We start from the raw sequence: 17,118 nt of genomic DNA, 5'->3' as shown, positions 1-17,118 counted from the left end.
GACGCGCGCCAGGTGGCGGCCGATGAAGGCGGGATCGAGCTTGCGCATGGTGAGGCTGGCGATGCCGACATGGCGCCACAGCACTTCGCCATCGCGGCAGAGCACGGCGGCGCTGTTCAGCTGATGGGTCTTGCCCGACAAGGCCAGGAGATGCCTCCGCGCCCCTTCCATATCGGCCGGCTTGTGGAAGATTTCGTCGCCAAGCGACAGCGTCTGGTCGCAACCGAGCACCAGCGCGCCCGGCCGGCGCTCGCTGACCTCGGTCGCCTTGGCTTCGGCAAGGATCGAAGCGACATCCTCGGGAGACACGCCGCTGTCCTGCAAGGGCGCCTCGAGCGCGCGCTCGTCGACGTCTGCCGGCACCGCCTCGATGTCGAGCCCGGCATTGATAAGCATTGCCTTGCGGAACGGGCTGCCCGAAGCGAGGACGATTTTGCGGGCCATACTGGTTCACCAACGGTTGCGATCCGTCCAGCGCCCATCACCCGTCTCGGCGCTATGCGCCGAGCCACCTTCTCTCAGGACGGAATGCTCACTTATATCGCCTGCCCTAGCGCGTCTTGCCCCTCAGAGCAACGATCGCCGCCGCGGTTTCCTCGATCGAGCGCCGGCTGACGTCGATCATCGGCCAGCCATGCCTGGTGCAGAGCTGACGCGCATAGGCGAGCTCCTCGGCGATGGCGGCGCGGTCGACATAGTCGGTCGGCACGTAGTTGTTGCTGTTGCCGAGGATGCGGTTCTGGCGGACATGCGAGATGCGCTCGGCCGTGGCGACGAGGCCGACGATCAGCGGCGTCCTGGCGTTAATCAGGCTGTCCGGCAGCGGTACGCCGAGCACGATCGGAATGTTGGCGGTCTTGATGCCGCGATTGGCGAGATAGATGCTCGTCGGCGTCTTGGAGGTGCGCGAGATGCCGATCAGCACGACATCGGCATCGTCCATGTTGGCCGGCAACTGGCCGTCGTCATGCTCCATGGTGAAGTTCAGCGCATCGATGCGGCGGAAATATTCGGCGTCGAGCACATGCTGGGCGCCGACGCGCCGGCCGGCCGGCGTGCCGAGATAGGACTGGAAGACGCTGAGCACGGGCTCCAGCACCGAAACGCAGGGCAGGCCCATTGCGGCGCAGCGCTCGTCGATGCTGCGCGCGAGCTTCTGGTCGACGACGGTGTAGAGAATGATGCCGGGCTCCTCCTCGATATCCTCGAACACCTTGGCGACCTGCTTTTCCGTGCGGATCAGCGGATAGATGTGCTCGATGGCGCGCGCATCCTTATATTGGGCGGAGGCGGCGCGGCCTGCCGCCAGCAGCGTCTCGCCGGTGGCGTCGGAAATCAGGTGCAGATGGAAGAAGCTCTGGGGTTTGTTCACAAGAGTTGGTTCCAGGCTGTGGGCGGATGTGGACAAGGTTGGACAGAAAGGTCGTGACGTCGAAGGCGACTGTATCAGATGCCACCTTGTCCACAATTCGCCCCGCTGTAGGCTTTGTCGGGGCGCTGGGGACAAAACCGGGGATCAACTTTTCTTGGCCGATATCGTCCACAGCTCGGGGCCCGGAGCAGAAGAGCCAAGCCGCTGACTCGAAAGCTCGAATCCGGTTCGTCCCCAGATCCCTCCAAATTGAGAAAGCGGCTGCGCGACAATATGCTGACTGGCCTTTTCGAGCGGCAGGCGGGACAGGTCGCAACCACCACAACCAACAGACTCTTAGAATCAGAAGACTCTTTTAAAATAGATATTTGATTTAAGAGACCTGGAGAGGGCGAGCACTGGATGGCTGGGAAACGGATCGTGCTGGACGTCCTCAAGGGCGAGACGGTTTCACCGCCGCCGCTCTGGATGATGCGTCAGGCAGGGCGTTATCTGCCGGAGTATCGCGAGACCCGGAAGCGGGCCGGTTCTTTCCTCGATCTCTGCTATGACCCGGATCTTGCCGTCGAGGTGACGCTGCAGCCGATCGAGCGCTTCGGCTTCGATGCTTCGATCCTGTTCTCCGACATCCTGGTTGTGCCCGATGCGCTGGGACGGGATGTCCGCTTCGAAGAGGGATACGGGCCGATCCTCAAGCCGATTGCGGCAGCCGAAATCGAGGGCCTGGACGGCGAAACGTTTCACGTGAATCTCGAACCGGTCTACGAAACCGTCCGCCGTCTGCGTGCGAAGCTTCCGGTGGAAACGACCTTGATCGGCTTCTGCGGCGCGCCCTGGACGGTGGCGACCTATATGATTGCCGGCCACGGCACACCGGACCAGGGACCGGCCAGGCTTTTCGCCTATCGCGAGCCGGAGGCCCTTGCGCGGCTCCTGAAGATACTGGCCGACCATTCGGCCGCTTATCTCATCCGCCAGATCGAGGCCGGCGCCGATGTGGTGCAGATTTTCGACTCCTGGTCGGGTGTTCTCGATGAAGCGTCCTTTGAGGCGTTTTGCATCGAGCCCGTTGCCGAGATTGTCCGGCAAGTGAAGGCCGCGCATCCGGATGTTCCGGTGATCGGGTTTCCCAAGGGCGCCGGCGAGCGCTATCGCGATTACAGGAAGAAGACCGGGATCACCGGGCTCGGGCTCGACTGGACCGTGCCGCTGTCGATGGCAAAGGAATTGCAAAGCGAAGGCGCGGTGCAGGGCAATCTCGATCCGCTTCGCCTGGTTGCCGGCGGCAGGGCGCTGGCCGACGGCGTCGACGCCATCCTTCGCACGCTGGGCAACGGGCCGCTGATCTTCAATCTCGGCCACGGCATCACGCCGGAAACGCCTGTGGCACATGTCGAGGCCATGGTGAAAATGGTGCGGAGCCATCGATGACAGAGACGACCAACGAGAATAGCGCCGGCCAGGCGATGAAGCGCATGTTGATCGGCATCGTTCTGCTGGTCGTCCTGACCGCCCTGCTCTTCCTTGTGGCGCCGGACAGCTTCTATCCCTGGGCGAAGGCAATCCATGTGATTGCCGTCATCGCCTGGATGGCCGGGATGCTCTATCTGCCTCGGCTTTTCGTCTATCATGTCGACGCCGAGAAAGGCTCCGTGCAGTCCGAGACCTTCAAGGTTATGGAGCGCCGGCTGCTGCGCGCCATCATCAACCCGGCGATGACCGTGACCTGGGTGTTCGGGCTTTGGCTCGCCTGGAAGGGCTTCGGTTTCCAGGGCGGCTGGCTGCACGCCAAGATCCTCGCCGTGCTGCTGCTTTCGGGTCTGCACGGCTATCTCGCCGGCGCGGTGAGAAAATTTGCCGAGGACAAGAACGAAAAGCCGGCGAGGCACTGGCGGATCGTCAATGAACTCCCCACATTGCTGATGATCGTCATCGTCATCCTGGTCATCGTGAAGCCGTTCTGAGGCTTCCCCATACCCGGCAAAAGGCGGCTTGCTCTTTCAGGCGACCGACGATAAAAGACGGGTCTTCCTTCCCGTCATGCGCCGTCCCTTTCTCGCTTTCGGCCGCGCCCGGCATTTGTCGCATCCAGCCGATTTTTTCTCCCCAAAGCCTACCCAGAGTCCATCTAATGCAAGAAATGAAACTCGCAGAGTTCAAGAACAAGAAGCCGCCGGAGCTGATCGCTTACGCCGAATCGCTCGAGGTGGAGAACGCCAGCGTCATGCGCAAGCAGGAGCTGATGTTCGCGATCCTGAAGAAGCTCGCCATCCAGGACGTCGAGATCATCGGCGAAGGCGTGGTCGAGGTACTGCAGGACGGTTTCGGCTTCCTGCGCTCGGCCAACGCCAATTACCTGCCAGGTCCCGACGATATCTATATTTCACCGTCGCAGATCAGGCGCTTTTCGCTGAAGACCGGCGACACGGTCGAAGGGCCGATCCGCAGCCCGAAGGAAGGCGAGCGTTATTTCGCGCTGCTCAAGGTCAACACCATCAATTTCGATGATCCGGAGAAGATCCGGCACAAGATCCACTTCGACAACCTGACGCCGCTCTACCCGACCTCGCGGCTGAAGATGGAGGTCGACAATCCCCCGACCAAGGACATCTCGCCGCGTGTGATCGACCTGGTGGCGCCGATCGGCAAGGGCCAGCGCGCGCTGATCAACGCTCAGCCGCGCACCGGTAAGACGGTGCTGTTGCAGAACATCGCGCACTCGATCACCGCCAATCATCCGGAATGCTACCTGATCGTTCTTCTGATCGACGAGCGTCCGGAGGAAGTCACCGACATGCAGCGCTCGGTCAAGGGCGAAGTCATTTCCTCGACCTTCGACGAACCGGCAGCGCGCCATGTGCAGGTCGCCGAAATGGTGATCGAGAAGGCCAAGCGCCTGGTCGAGCATGGGCGCGATGTCGTCATCCTGCTCGATTCGATCACCCGCCTCGGCCGCGCCTACAACACCGTGGTGCCGTCATCCGGCAAGGTGTTGACCGGCGGTGTCGACGCCAACGCGCTGCAGCGTCCGAAGCGCTTCTTCGGCGCCGCCCGCAACATTGAGGAAGGCGGGTCGCTGACCATCATCGCCACCGCGCTGATCGACACCGGCAGCCGCATGGACGAAGTCATTTTCGAAGAGTTCAAGGGCACCGGTAACTGTGAAATCCAGCTCGACCGCAAGGTGGCCGACAAACGCATCTACCCGGCGATCGACATCCTCAAGTCCGGGACCCGCAAGGAGGACCTTCTGGTGCCGCGTTCGGATCTGCAGAAGATCTTCGTGCTGCGCCGGATCCTTGCGCCGATGGGAACGACCGATGCGATCGAATTCCTCATCGACAAGCTCAAGCAGACCAAGACCAACGCGGATTTTTTCGATTCGATGAATACCTGATCGGGCGCCGAGGGACTGGTCCTTTCTTCGGCATACAAGGCGGAGCAAGGAGCGAGGCGACGCTGCGCAGAACCCTAAGTCCATGCCGTTGTTTTTGAGCTTTGCGGCGGTGCAGAATTCCGCACCGCCGCATTCGTCGGAAGCGCCGCGACATAGATCCTGGGTCAAACCGAGGAGACGAAGCTGTTTATTCCCGCCGCAACAGCTTCTCCAACTCGCCCGCATCCGTAACCGCCGGCAGGCATGTCTGTCCGCTGCAGAACCAGGCTCCCGGCTTGTCCGTCGGCGGCAGCACGCCGCCCGGCAAAAGCGGTTGATTCGCTTCCGTACCGATGGGCAGTACGACATCGACCCGGCGTGGATCGGAACTTCGATTCGCCACCGGAACAAGGCTTGAGGAATCAAGCTTGTCTATGATGACGAGCTTCAGCGGTTCGAGCGCCAGCGCGCACGCGTTGATGATGCCGGCCTGGCCGTAGGCTTGCTGCGCGGCGCGACCCATGGCGTGTTCGGCTGTCGTCCATGCCTTTGCCCAAAGATCGTGATCGCCGGTAAGGGACGAGAGCCGGACCAGCGCCTCGACGATCTGGCCGGTGGCGGAGGGGATTGCCTCATCGACATCGCCGCGGATACGGATCGGCACATCGACGCTGTCGGACGCCGTCAGATAATAGCCGGTCTTTTCAGGATCCTGATGCCAGCGGTCGAGCCGATCGATGAACTGCCGGGCATGGTCCATATAGGCAGAACTGCCGGTTGCCTCGAACAGCGCGATCGCCGCGTTGGTCATGGCGGCATAGTCGCTCGACAGCGCCGGGAAAAGCTTCTTGTCGCCGAGCATCGAATGCGGCAGGCGGCCGTCCTTGCTGGCTTCGACGATGTGGGCGAAGGCCTTGACGGCGGCGTCCACCCAGTCGGCTCGCCCGAAGGAGCGGCCCGCTTCCGCGAGGGCCGCAATCATCAATCCGTTCCAATCGGTAAGCGCCTTGGCGTCGCGGCCGGGCCTGACGCGATTTTCTCTGGCAGCTAGCAATTTCGCCTTCAGCGCTGCGAGCTGAGCGTCATCGCTGATCCCCTGGCGCTGCTGTGCCTCGCTCTGGCGGATGATGGGCTTGCCTTCCCAGCCATGCGGAGCGGCGAGCTCGAAATATTGGAAGAAGCGAGGGGAATCAGCACCGAGTGCGGCTTCAACCTCTTCCCCGCTCCAGGTGTAGAACAACCCCTCCTCGCCTTCGCTGTCGGCATCGAGGCTGGCCGCAAAAGCGCCGCCCTCGACGCGCATTTCCCGCAGCAGCCAGGCCACGGTTTCCTCGATTCGCTTCCGAAACAACTCATTGCCTGTTGCCGCGAAGGCCCAATTGCACATGCGGATGAGCTGGGCGTTGTCGTAAAGCATCTTCTCGAAATGCGGGACCAGCCATTCGGCATCGGTCGAGTAACGGCTGAGACCGCCACCGACATGGTCGTAGATGCCGCCGGCGAGCATTTTTTCCAGGCTGATGAGCACGGCGTCGCGATGGGCGGTCTGGACGTCGCGCAGCCAGGACAGCCACAGACTGTGCATGAAGGGCGCGTTGGGGAATTTCGGCGCGCCGCGCAAGCCGCCGAGATCGCCGTCGACCATGCCCTCGATGCGGCCGGCGAGATCGGCAAGCGTGCCGCGGTCGAGCACCGCCTTTCCCTTCGCGCCGGCCAGCCGCTGCTCGACATGGGTGGTCAGCGCGTCGGCGCTTTGGCCAAGGCTCTCCTGCTTCTCGCGCCAGGCCTTGTCGACCGCCTCCAGCACCTGGACAAAGCCCGGCCGTCCATAGCGCGCCTCGCGCGGAAAATAGGTGCCGCCCCAGAAAGGCTTACCATCGGGGGTGAGGAACATGGTCAGCGGCCAGCCGCCCTGCTCGCCCATGGCATGGAGTGCCGCCATGTAGATCTGGTCGATATCCGGGCGCTCCTCGCGATCGACCTTGATATTGACGAAGAGGCGGTTCATGACGGCGGCGACGGCATCGTTCTCGAAGCTTTCATGGGCCATGACATGGCACCAGTGGCAGGCGGCATAGCCGATGGACAGCAGGATCGGCCGTCCGAGTTCCTTCGCCTCGGCAGGGGCGTCCGGCGACCAGCCCCGCCAATGCACGGGATTGTCGCTGTGCTGCTGCAGATAGGGGCTGGCCTCTTCGGCAAGCAGGTTTCGAGCGGGCAAGGTCACAATGAGCGGCTCGGCTTGGTTGATGAGCAGGCAATTCCGGGAAAGCTACGGCTGACGTCCGGAACGGCGCCTGAAAGAAGATACCTAGGGTGGTTCGGCAGGTCGGGCAAATGGCAACCTCGAAGGATTCTATCGTAGCGCTGTCGAGCGGTCGCCTGCCCGCCGGCATCGCCGTAATCCGCATCTCCGGTCCCAAGACTCGATTCGTGATCGAAACGATTGCCGGCGGCGGTATTAGGGATCGCTTTACCACGTTGCGCAAGCTGATGGCAGCGGACGGTTCGGTCATCGATCACGGGCTTGTCGTGTTCTTTCCTGGACCTAGCAGCTTCACCGGCGAGGACGTTGGGGAGTTCCATGTTCACGGCAGCCGCGCCGTTGCGGCAAAAATGCTGGAAACGCTCACCGGCTTTGCCGGCGTCAGACATGCCGAGCCTGGCGAATTCACGCGGCGCGCCTTTCTCAACGGCAAGCTCGATCTGGTCGAGACCGAAGCGCTGGCGGACCTCGTCAATGCCGAGACGGAGGCGCAGCGGCGCTTTGCCGTGCGTAACGCCGAGGGCGCGCAGAGCGAGCTCTATTCGGGGTGGCGCCGGCGGTTGATCCATGCCCGGGCAATGATCGAGGCGGAAATCGACTTCGCCGACGAGGAGGATGTGCCGGGTTCGGTCTCGAAGGCGGTCTGGACCGATGTGGCGGCGATGGCCGACGAGATCGAACGCCACATTCAGGGGTTCAAGGCGGCCGAGATCATTCGCGATGGCTTCGAGGTCGTCATCCTCGGCGCGCCGAATGCCGGCAAGTCCAGTCTGTTCAACGCCCTGGCCCAACGCGAGGCGGCAATCGTCACCGACGAGCCGGGCACCACGCGCGACCTGCTGGAGGTGGTGCTGGACCTCCACGGGATGAGAGTTCGGGTCGTCGATACGGCAGGCCTGCGCGAGGCCGCCGGCAAGGTGGAGACGATCGGCATCGAACGAGCGCGTGCCAAGGCCGGTGGCGCCGACCTGGTTTTGCTGCTGGAGGATATGGTCCATCCACAGCCCGTCGGCGCGGTTCCGACAGGTGTTCCGCTCCTGAGCATCGGGACCAAAACCGATCTCATGGGAGCGCGCAGAGGGGCCTATGATTTGGCCATCTCTTCCAAGGAAGGTACCGGAATTTCGGAACTGCTGGACGAGATTGCGGGTCGCGCCGCTGCCGCAGTCGGAGGGGCCGGTGAGATCTTGCCGTCGAGGCTCCGCCATGTCGAGCTGCTGAAGGAGGCGAAGGATTTTCTCTCGGCGGCGCTGTCGGGGCAAAGCCTGGAGCTGCGCGCGGAAGAGTTGCGGGTGGCCACGGACCGGCTTGGGCGTATTATCGGCGCCGTCGATGTCGAGGATATGCTCGACGTCATCTTTTCGCAGTTCTGCATCGGCAAGTGATTCACGTGAAACGCGGGGCGGTTGCGGGCGGATGATTCACGTGAAACAGCGACAGGATGTGGCGGATGGTGTTTCATGTGAAACGAGTCCGGCTCCAGACGCGTGGCGTGCCAATAGATCAAGGGCCAAACGGCGCTGCTCCTCACTGCCTGCCTCGTAGAAGGCAAGGACGGCTGGCCACTAAAGCAACAGCGCTGATTCGCAGCGCTTGAGAAGTGAAAAATCGTCCGTGGGATAGGCGCCTCCCTTCTATGCGGGACGAAGTCGGACAGGCAGACCACTGGCACGCAGCCCCATCCCCGGCGATCACCTCCGCAACGGACTGCATCCTTGACAGCGGAGGCTGGCGGGGACATGTGTCAAAGCATCTCTGAAACGGATTCTTGCAATGACCAATCACTATGACGTGGTGGTGGTGGGCGGCGGCCATGCCGGATGCGAAGCGGCGGGCGCGGCTGCGCGCGCTGGCGCCAGGACGGCGCTGGTGACGCTGCGCTTCGAGACGATCGGCGTCATGTCCTGCAATCCGGCCATCGGTGGCCTCGGCAAGGGTCATCTCGTGCGCGAGATCGACGCCATGGACGGGTTGATGGGCCGCATTGCGGACGCTGCCGGCATCCAATTCCGCCTGCTGAACCGCCGCAAGGGCCCGGCGGTGCGTGGGCCGCGGACCCAGGCCGACCGCAAGCTCTATCGTCTTGCCATGCAGGCGGCGATCCGCGAGCAGGCCAATCTCGACGTGGTCGAAGGCGAAGTCCTGGACTTCGAGATCGAGGACGGTCGGGTTGCGGCTGTGCTGGTCTCCGGTGACAGGCGGTTCGCCTGCGGCGCCGTGGTGCTGACGACCGGTACATTCCTGCGCGGGCTGATCCATATAGGAGAGAAGAAGATCGTCGCCGGCCGGATGAACGAGCAAGCGAGCCATGGGCTCTCGGCGACGATGGCGCGGGCCGGTTTCAAGCTCGGGCGGCTGAAGACCGGGACGCCCCCTCGCCTCGACGGCCGCACCATCGATTGGGCCTCGCTGGAAAGCCAGGCCGCGGACGATCAGCCGGTGCCGTTCTCGCTGATGACAGACCGCATCGCGAACCCGCAGATCAACTGCGGTATCACCCGCACTACGCAAGCGACACATGAGTTGATTCGCCTCAATTTGAAGCGTTCGGCGATGTATTCCGGCTCGATCGAAGGCGTTGGGCCGCGCTACTGTCCCTCGATCGAGGACAAGATCGTCAAGTTCGGCGACCGCGAGGGTCACCAGATCTTCCTCGAGCCGGAGGGCCTCGACGACGACACCGTCTATCCGAACGGCATCTCGACCTCGCTGCCGGAAGAGGTGCAGCTCGCCATATTGAAGACGATCCCCGGGCTGGAACGGGCGACGATGCTGCAGCCGGGATACGCCATCGAGTATGACCATGTCGACCCGCGCGAGCTCAAGCCGACGCTGGAGACGAAATGCGTCGCCAGGCTGTTTCTGGCCGGGCAGATCAACGGCACCACCGGTTACGAGGAAGCCGGCGCGCAAGGCCTGCTTGCCGGCATCAACGCCGCGCGCGGGGCATCGTCAAGCGAGCCGGTCGTGCTCAGCCGCACCGAAGCCTATATCGGCGTGATGATCGACGACCTCACCAGCCGCGGCATTGCCGAGCCCTATCGCATGTTCACTTCGCGGGCGGAGTTCCGGCTTTCGCTGCGCGCCGACAATGCCGACGAGCGACTGACGCCGCTGGCCGATCGCCTGGGGATCGCCTCCTCCGAGCGGTGGCAACGGTTCGGCGCGATCAGCATGAAGCTCGACGCTGCCCGCTCGCTGGCAAAGTCGATCGCCTTCACGCCGAATGAAGCCGCGCGGCATGGACTGGAGATCAACCGGGACGGCGTTCGGCGTTCGGCCTACGACCTTCTCGCCTATCCCGGCGTCGACATGGCCTGGCTGACGCGGATCGAGCCACGGTTTGGCGAACTCGACCCCAACACGGCAGAGCGGCTTGAGACCGAGGCGAAATATTCCGTCTATCTCGAGCGCCAACAGGCTGACGTGGCGCAGATCAGGCACGAGGAATCGCGGCTCATTCCGGAGACCATCGACTTCGCGGACGTGCCAGGCCTTTCCAATGAGCTGAAGCAGAAGATGAAGGCACGCCGGCCGCGCTCGATTGCCGACGCGCAGCGCATGGAAGGGATGACGCCAGCGGCTCTGGCGATCATTGTCGCGCATGTTCGCAATGCCGAGCTGGCTGCACGAAGGTCGGTCGCGTGAGTGGCGATGCCTGGGCGGACCTGCAGAAGGCAGCGGGTCCGGTTTCACGTGAAACATTCGAGCGGCTGCAGGCCTTCGAGCGGCATTTTCAAAAATGGAACCGCAGCATCAATCTGGCGGCGCCATCGACGCTAGACGACGTCTGGCGCCGCCACATCCTGGACAGCGCCCAGCTTGCGCGAATCGCGCCGACCGCAATGCGCTGGGTCGACCTCGGTTCGGGCGGCGGCTTTCCCGGATTGGTACTCGGTTTTCTGCTTGCAGAGCGGCCGGGCGCCACGATCGATCTGGTTGAAAGCAACCGCAAGAAGGCGTCGTTCCTGCAATCGGTCGTCGGCCAATTCGGCCTACCGGCGCGCGTGCTGGCGCGACGCATCGATGACAGCTATCCACTTGTTTCTGCACCGGAAGTCGTTACCGCGCGGGCATTGACGGCGCTTCCGGACCTGCTCGATCTTGCCGCACCCTGGCTGACCAAGGGCGCGCGTTCGCTTTTTCACAAAGGCCGGGATTACCGGGCCGAAGTGGAAGAAAGCGCTCACCGCTGGACCTTCGATCTGGTAGAACATCCAAGCATGACAGACGCTCATGGCGTCATTCTGGAAATCACCGATCTGCACCCGGCGACCCCGCAATGAATCACTGGCATCGACCCATGAAAACTGGACCGCGTATCATCACCGTTGCCAACCAGAAGGGTGGCGTCGGCAAGACGACCACGGCGATCAATCTGGCGACGGCGCTGGCCGCGATCGGCGAGCGCGTGCTGATCGTCGACCTCGATCCGCAGGGCAATGCCAGCACCGGGCTCGGCATCGAACGCAAGGATCGCACCGTCTCGTCCTATGACGTGCTGACCGGCGAGCTCGAGCTGGAGGCGGCCGCGGTGCCGACGGCGGTGCCGGGCTTGTCCATCGTGCCCTCAACCCTCGATCTGCTCGGCATCGAAATGGAGATCGCCTCGGCGCCAGACCGGGTGCTGCGCCTGCGCAATGCGCTGCGTGCGGCAGCCGCGCGCGCGGCGCCGTTCGGCTATGTGCTGATCGACTGCCCGCCGTCGCTCAACCTTTTGACTTTGAATTCAATGGCGGCGGCCGATTCCGTTCTGGTGCCGCTGCAATGCGAGTTCTTCGCGTTGGAAGGCCTTAGCCAATTGCTCGAAACGGTCGAGCAGGTGCGCGGCACGATCAATCCTGACCTCACCATCCAAGGCATCGTGCTCACCATGTTCGATGGCCGCAACAACCTCGCCAACCAGGTGGTGCAGGATGTGCGCGCGCATATGGGCGACAAGGTGTATGAGACGATCATCCCGCGCAACGTTCGCGTTTCCGAGGCGCCTTCCTACGGCAAGCCGGCAATCCTTTACGACCTCAAATGTTCCGGCAGCCAGGCCTATCTGCAGCTTGCCTCGGAAGTGATCCGCCGCGAGCGCAAGCTGCGCGCCGCCTGAATAGCGCAGGCCGAATTTCACTAATCAGTAGCCGATTCGACTCCGAAACGATCTGGACGGAATAATGAGCGAAGACCAATCGAGAAAAAGACTGGGCCGCGGCCTCGCGGCGCTGATCGGCGAGATCGATCGTCCCGTCGCGCCCGAAAAGCCGAGCGCGGTCGCGGCGGATGGCAAGGTGCCGATCGAGTTCGTCAGCCCGAACCCGAAGAACCCGCGTCGGCATTTCGGCGACGCCGAACTCACCGACCTCGCCCAGTCGATCCGAGAGCATGGCGTGGTGCAGCCGGTGGTGGCGCGGCCTTCGCCGTCGCAGCCCGGCCGCTATGAGATCATCGCCGGCGAGCGGCGCTGGCGCGCCGCGCAGCGCGCGGGGCTGACCGAAATCCCGCTCATCGTGCGCGACGTCAACGACCGCACCGCGCTGGAGCTGGCAATCATCGAGAACGTGCAGCGCGCCGATCTCAATCCGGTCGAAGAAGCGCAGGGCTATCAGCAGCTGATCGACGAGCATGGCTACACGCAGGCCGATCTCGGCCAGGTGATCGGCAAGAGCCGCAGTCATGTCGCCAACACGCTGAGGCTCCTGAAGCTGCCTGACGTCATCCGCGACATGCTGGTCGACGGCGCACTGTCGGCCGGCCATGCCCGCACGCTGGTCACAGCCGGCGATCCGGCGGGGCTCGCCAAGCGCATCGTCGAGGAGGGGCTTTCGGTGCGCCAGGCCGAGGCGCTGGCGCAAATGCCCGCCGGACCAACACCGGCCAAAGTGAAGTCTGCGCCGAGCGCGCCGGGAAAGGATCCCGACACGCTGGCCTTGGAAAAGCTGATGACCGACACGATCGGCATGATTGTCTCGATCGAGCATAAGGCCAAGGGCGGCACGCTGCGGGTCGACTACCGGTCGCTGGATCAACTCGATGAGTTGTGCCGGCGGCTGAAGGACGACCGATAAGTAGCTGAATTACTTAGCCGACTAATAAAGTTCTGGCTTAAGATTAGATCTAGGCTGATATATTGGTGATAGGCACAACAAGGGCCGGCCGCTGCGTTGGCCTCTTCTTTTTTGCGGCGCCCGCGATAGGCGAAAGCCGAGGCGCCGGCCAATCGCCTCACAGGGGAGGGCTGATCGCCTACCTCTGCGCCAATCTCGCGCTTTCCACCGCGATGCCGAGCAGCGCCTGACGGGCTAGCGCCTCCGACAGGTCGGGCCGCTTGCGCGTTTGCAGCACAGCTGCCTGCAGCCGGATCAGCGCGCGGCCGAGGGCTTCGCTGTTCCAGCGCTCGAGCGTCTTTTCCACCAGCTTGCGGCGCGAGAAGAAGACCGGTGGACGCGCTCCCGCTACGACAGAGGCGGCGTTGCGGCCGCCGGATTCCATCTGGCCGCGCATGACCTGGATCGCCTGCAATTGCCGCATCGCCGAGGACAGCACCAGGAAAGGATGGCCGCCGGACGCACAATGCCGGGTGAAGGCAATGTCGAAATCTCCGACCTTGCCGTCGAGCATGGCGTCGACCGCACCGTCGAAGGAGGCGCCGGAGACATCGCCGGACAAGGCGTTGACGTCGTCGAGGTCGATCTCCTTCTTGCCATGGGCGTAGAGCACCAGCTTGTCGATCTCGCCGCGCGAGGCCAGACGGTCGCCGCCGAGATTGCGGCGCAGCGCCTGGCGGGCGTCGAGCGTCATCGACATGCCGGCCTTGCGCAGCTCGTCGTCGATCACCGAGTCGAGATCGCGGGCCTCGTCGGCGTAGCAGGGCAAGGCGATGGCGTTGCCGGCTGCCTCGACGATGGCCCGCAGGCCAGTGCCCTTCTTCAGGTCGCCCGCCTCGATGAGGATGAGAGCATCCGGCGCCGGCTCCGCCGTCAGCGCCTTGATGTCGTCGGCCAGCGCCTTCTGGCCGCTGGCGTTGCGGACCCAAAGCAGCCGCCGGTCGGAAAACATCGGCACGGTGCGCGCCTCGTCGAGCAGACGGCCTTCGTCGCGATCGACTTCCGCGCCATCCAGCTTAACCACGGAGAAAGGATCGTCGAGCGGCAGCCCGGTCTTCAACGCGAAGGTCTTGGCCCGCTCGGCGACCAGGCCGCGATCGGGGCCGTAAAGCAGGACGATGGCCATGGCCAGGTCCGGCCGCGCCAGCCACGAATCGACCTCGTATCCCTTCTTCTGTGCCATGCGGGGTGAGTTAGCATGAGGCGGAGACGGAGTGAACGGAGAAGCGGCCGGCCTCTCTTCGTCATCCTCGGGCTTGACCCGAGGATCCATGCCGTGACTTTTGCCGGGGAGCGCCGGGGTGCAGAATATTCTCCAACCGCCGCAACACGTCAACGTCGCGGCATGGATTCCAGGGTCTGCGCGCGTCGCTCCGCTCCTTGCTCCGCCCTGGAATGACGACCCTGAAGCAGAGTCTGTCACGCCCCTCTGCCCTGCCGAGCAACTCCCCACGAGGGTGGAGATTAGCTGCGTCGGCCGGCGCGCATGCCTTGATTGTCTTTTGTGGCGGCAAACGCTCCGCAAACTTCCGCCAAATTGCGCGACGCTTGCAAACATCGACAAGAAATTTCGGCGCCATATCTGCATCTTGTCGGCCATGTGCCGCATCGGCTCGACGAGGCTGATGACCGGGAGGACGGCCGCCATCTCGCCCGATGAAATGGCGGCGCGGATGTGCAAGTATCGCACCGGCAACATTGGAGGACGAAGGTCATGGCCGATGCTGGAATGTTGCGCTTTCATGTCCCCGAGCCCGAGGTTCGGCCGGGCGGCACGCCCGACTTCTCGAATGTGACCATTCCCAAGGCCGGTTCGGTGCCGCGGCCGGAGGTCGATGTCGATCCGCGCACCATCCGCGAGATGGCCTTCTCCATCATCCGCGTGCTTAACCGCGCCGGCGAAGCCGCCGGGCCATGGGCCGGGCTGCTCACCGACGAGGATCTGCTCGAAGGCCTGCGCCATATGATGACGCTCAGGACCTTCGATGCGCGCATGCAGATGGCGCAGCGCCAGGGCAAGACTTCCTTCTACATGCAGCATCTGGGTGAAGAGGCGGTGAGCTGCGCTTTCCGCAAGGCACTCAAGCCTGGCGACATGAATTTCCCGACCTATCGGCAAGCTGGCCTGCTCATCGCCGACGGCTATCCGATGGTTGCGATGATGAACCAGATCTATTCCAACGAGGCCGATCCGCTGAAGGGCCGGCAGCTGCCGATCATGTACTCCTCGAAGGAGCACGGCTTCTTCTCGATCTCCGGCAATCTGGCGACGCAGTACATCCAGGCGGTCGGCTGGGCGATGGCCTCGGCGATCTCCAACGATTCCCGCATCGCCGCGGCCTGGATCGGCGACGGCTCGACCGCGGAGTCCGATTTCCATGCGGCGCTGGTCTTCGCCTCGACCTACAAGGCCCCGGTCGTGCTCAATGTCGTCAACAACCAGTGGGCCATCTCCACCTTCCAGGGCATTGCCCGCGGCGGCTCGGGCACTTTCGCCGCGCGCGGTCTCGGTTTCGGCATCCCGTCGCTGCGGGTCGACGGCAACGACTATCTCGCCGTCCATGCGGTAGCCAAATGGGCGATCGAGCGGGCGCGTCGCAATCTCGGGCCGACCCTGGTCGAATATGTCACCTATCGCGTCGGCGCGCATTCGAGCTCGGACGATCCGTCGGCCTACCGGCCGAAGGCGGAATCGGACGCCTGGCCGCTCGGCGACCCGATCATCCGGCTGAAGAACCATCTCATCCACAAGCAAGTCTGGACGGAACAGCGCCACATCCAGGCGGAAGCCGAGATCCTCGAAACCGTGATCGCGGCGCAGAAGGAAGCCGAAAGCCACGGCACGCTGCATGCCGGCGGCAAGCCGTCGACGCGCGACATGTTCGAAGGCGTCTATGCCGAGACGCCGCCGCATCTCAGGCGCCAACGCCAGCAGGCAGGGGTCTGATCGATGCCCAGACGCACCATGATCGAGGCGATCCGCGACGCCATGGATGTCTCGATGGCTCGCGACGAGCGCGTCATCGTCTATGGCGAGGATGTCGGCTTTTTCGGCGGCGTGTTCCGCTGCACGCAGGGCCTGCAGGCCAAATACGGCAAGAACCGCTGCTTCGATGCGCCGATCAGCGAATCCGGCATTGTCGGCTCGGCGATCGGCATGGCCGCCTATGGGCTGAGGCCCTGCGTCGAGGTGCAGTTCGCCGACTATGTCTATCCGGCTTACGACCAGATCGTCTCGGAGGCGGCGCGGCTGCGCTATCGCTCCAACAACGATTTCACCTGCCCGATCGTCGTCAGGATGCCGACCGGCGGTGGCATCTTCGGCGGCCAGACGCACAGCCAGAGCCCGGAAGCGCTGTTCACGCATGTCTCCGGCCTCAAGACGGTGGTGCCGTCCAACCCGCATGACGCCAAGGGGCTATTGATCGCCGCGATTGAGGATCCGGACCCGGTCATCTTCCTGGAACCGAAGCGGCTCTACAACGGCCCCTTCGACGGCCATCACGACAACCCGGTGACGCCTTGGTCGAAGCACGAGCTCGGCGAGGTGGCGGATGGCCATTACACCATACCGCTCGGCAAGGCGGCGATCCGCCGGCAAGGCTCGGCGGTCACCGTGCTCGCCTATGGCACCATGGTCTATGTCGCGCAGGCCGCGGCCGCGGAAACCGGCATCGATGCCGAAATCATCGACCTCAGGACGCTCCTGCCGCTCGACCTCGACACGATCGTCGCCTCGGTGAAGAAGACCGGGCGCTGCGTCGTCGTGCATGAGGCGACGCTGACCTCCGGCTTCGGCGCCGAGCTCGCGGCGCTGGTGCAGGAGAACTGCTTCTACCATCTGGAGGCGCCGGTGGCGCGGGTCGCCGGCTGGGACACGCCCTATCCGCATGCGCAGGAGTGGGAGTATTTCCCCGGTCCCGCGCGGGTCGGGCGCGCGCTCGTCGAGACCATGGAAGCCTGAGGGGGGCCGGACGATGGGCGAATATGTCATCAAGCTTCCCGATGT

Annotated in this window: 14 protein-coding genes; 10 read left to right on the top strand and 4 right to left on the bottom strand. The window is 63.7% G+C overall.

What is annotated here, in order from left to right:
* Both EOA75_RS13855 and EOA75_RS13850 read right to left on the bottom strand, forming a co-directional pair.
* Nucleotides 1–444: Maf family protein (locus EOA75_RS13855; protein ID WP_127324455.1), on the bottom strand; the 444-nt coding region annotated here is incomplete at its 3' end.
* 106 nt (nucleotides 445–550) lie between these two features.
* Nucleotides 551–1,372 (bottom strand): pyruvate, water dikinase regulatory protein, encoded by an 822-nt coding sequence (locus EOA75_RS13850; protein ID WP_127247396.1) that lies wholly within the window; start codon nucleotides 1,370–1,372, stop codon nucleotides 551–553.
* A 402-nt stretch (nucleotides 1,373–1,774) separates the two neighbouring features.
* Between EOA75_RS13850 and hemE the strand changes: the two genes are divergently transcribed.
* From hemE to rho, 3 genes are all read left to right on the top strand, one after another.
* A complete protein-coding gene (gene hemE, locus EOA75_RS13845) occupies nucleotides 1,775–2,803 on the top strand; it encodes a uroporphyrinogen decarboxylase (RefSeq protein WP_127324454.1) in 1,029 nt (342 codons plus the stop codon).
* Entirely contained in the window at nucleotides 2,800–3,336 is a 537-nt protein-coding gene (gene hemJ / locus EOA75_RS13840; RefSeq protein WP_066991492.1) for a protoporphyrinogen oxidase HemJ, read from the top strand. The genes hemE and hemJ overlap by 4 nt, the downstream gene beginning before the upstream one ends.
* 167 nt (nucleotides 3,337–3,503) lie before the next feature.
* Entirely contained in the window at nucleotides 3,504–4,769 is a 1,266-nt protein-coding gene (gene rho / locus EOA75_RS13835) for a transcription termination factor Rho (protein ID WP_082953824.1), read from the top strand.
* 187 nt (nucleotides 4,770–4,956) lie between these two features.
* Here the strand turns inward: rho and EOA75_RS13830 are convergent, their stop codons facing one another.
* On the bottom strand, nucleotides 4,957–6,975 hold the full coding sequence (locus EOA75_RS13830; protein WP_127324453.1) for a thioredoxin domain-containing protein: 2,019 nt from the start codon (nucleotides 6,973–6,975) through the stop codon (nucleotides 4,957–4,959).
* A gap of 110 nt (nucleotides 6,976–7,085) precedes the next feature.
* Here EOA75_RS13830 and mnmE point away from each other — a divergent pair, with 110 nt between their 5' ends.
* From mnmE to EOA75_RS13805, 5 genes are all read left to right on the top strand, one after another.
* Entirely contained in the window at nucleotides 7,086–8,399 is a 1,314-nt protein-coding gene (gene mnmE, locus EOA75_RS13825) for a tRNA uridine-5-carboxymethylaminomethyl(34) synthesis GTPase MnmE (RefSeq protein ID WP_127324452.1), read from the top strand.
* A gap of 388 nt (nucleotides 8,400–8,787) precedes the next feature.
* Nucleotides 8,788–10,662 (top strand): tRNA uridine-5-carboxymethylaminomethyl(34) synthesis enzyme MnmG, encoded by a 1,875-nt coding sequence (mnmG, locus tag EOA75_RS13820; RefSeq protein WP_127324451.1) that lies wholly within the window; start codon nucleotides 8,788–8,790, stop codon nucleotides 10,660–10,662.
* Nucleotides 10,659–11,300, top strand: coding sequence for a 16S rRNA (guanine(527)-N(7))-methyltransferase RsmG (gene rsmG, locus EOA75_RS13815; RefSeq protein ID WP_127240872.1), 642 nt, complete (start codon nucleotides 10,659–10,661; stop codon nucleotides 11,298–11,300). Before mnmG ends, rsmG begins: the two co-directional genes overlap by 4 nt.
* Before the next feature lie 17 nt (nucleotides 11,301–11,317).
* Complete coding sequence (locus tag EOA75_RS13810; RefSeq protein ID WP_066991504.1) at nucleotides 11,318–12,115, top strand: ParA family protein; 798 nt, start codon at nucleotides 11,318–11,320, stop codon at nucleotides 12,113–12,115.
* Nucleotides 12,116–12,179: 64 nt separating this feature from the next.
* Nucleotides 12,180–13,070 carry a ParB/RepB/Spo0J family partition protein gene (locus EOA75_RS13805; RefSeq protein WP_067323525.1) on the top strand — a complete coding sequence of 297 codons (891 nt, stop codon included), beginning with the start codon at nucleotides 12,180–12,182 and terminating at the stop codon, nucleotides 13,068–13,070.
* Nucleotides 13,071–13,248: 178 nt separating this feature from the next.
* Here the strand turns inward: EOA75_RS13805 and holA are convergent, their stop codons facing one another.
* Nucleotides 13,249–14,292 (bottom strand): DNA polymerase III subunit delta, encoded by a 1,044-nt coding sequence (gene holA, locus EOA75_RS13800; protein ID WP_127324450.1) that lies wholly within the window; start codon nucleotides 14,290–14,292, stop codon nucleotides 13,249–13,251.
* A 531-nt stretch (nucleotides 14,293–14,823) separates the two neighbouring features.
* On the opposite strand from holA, the gene EOA75_RS13795 reads away from it, so the two are divergent.
* Both EOA75_RS13795 and EOA75_RS13790 read left to right on the top strand, forming a co-directional pair.
* On the top strand, nucleotides 14,824–16,056 hold the full coding sequence (locus EOA75_RS13795) for a 3-methyl-2-oxobutanoate dehydrogenase (2-methylpropanoyl-transferring) subunit alpha (RefSeq protein WP_127324449.1): 1,233 nt from the start codon (nucleotides 14,824–14,826) through the stop codon (nucleotides 16,054–16,056).
* 3 nt (nucleotides 16,057–16,059) lie between these two features.
* Complete coding sequence (locus EOA75_RS13790) at nucleotides 16,060–17,073, top strand: alpha-ketoacid dehydrogenase subunit beta (protein ID WP_095809658.1); 1,014 nt, start codon at nucleotides 16,060–16,062, stop codon at nucleotides 17,071–17,073.
* Nucleotides 17,074–17,118: the final 45 nt, after the last annotated feature.

This window comes from Mesorhizobium sp. M1A.F.Ca.IN.022.07.1.1 (assembly GCF_003997575.1).
Taxonomy (GTDB): Bacteria; Pseudomonadota; Alphaproteobacteria; order Rhizobiales; family Rhizobiaceae; genus Mesorhizobium.
This window is presented reverse-complemented; position numbering and strand designations above follow the sequence as displayed.

Coding starts and splice junctions, on each gene's coding strand:
- hemE (WP_127324454.1), top strand. CDS start 1,775: ATGGCTGGGAAACGGATCGTGCTGGACGTCCTCAAGGGCGAGACGGTT.
- hemJ (WP_066991492.1), top strand. CDS start 2,800: ATGACAGAGACGACCAACGAGAATAGCGCCGGCCAGGCGATGAAGCGC.
- rho (WP_082953824.1), top strand. CDS start 3,504: ATGCAAGAAATGAAACTCGCAGAGTTCAAGAACAAGAAGCCGCCGGAG.
- mnmE (WP_127324452.1), top strand. CDS start 7,086: ATGGCAACCTCGAAGGATTCTATCGTAGCGCTGTCGAGCGGTCGCCTG.
- mnmG (WP_127324451.1), top strand. CDS start 8,788: ATGACCAATCACTATGACGTGGTGGTGGTGGGCGGCGGCCATGCCGGA.
- EOA75_RS13810 (WP_066991504.1), top strand. CDS start 11,318: ATGAAAACTGGACCGCGTATCATCACCGTTGCCAACCAGAAGGGTGGC.
- EOA75_RS13805 (WP_067323525.1), top strand. CDS start 12,180: ATGAGCGAAGACCAATCGAGAAAAAGACTGGGCCGCGGCCTCGCGGCG.
- holA (WP_127324450.1), bottom strand. CDS start 14,292: ATGGCACAGAAGAAGGGATACGAGGTCGATTCGTGGCTGGCGCGGCCG.
- EOA75_RS13795 (WP_127324449.1), top strand. CDS start 14,824: ATGGCCGATGCTGGAATGTTGCGCTTTCATGTCCCCGAGCCCGAGGTT.
- EOA75_RS13790 (WP_095809658.1), top strand. CDS start 16,060: ATGCCCAGACGCACCATGATCGAGGCGATCCGCGACGCCATGGATGTC.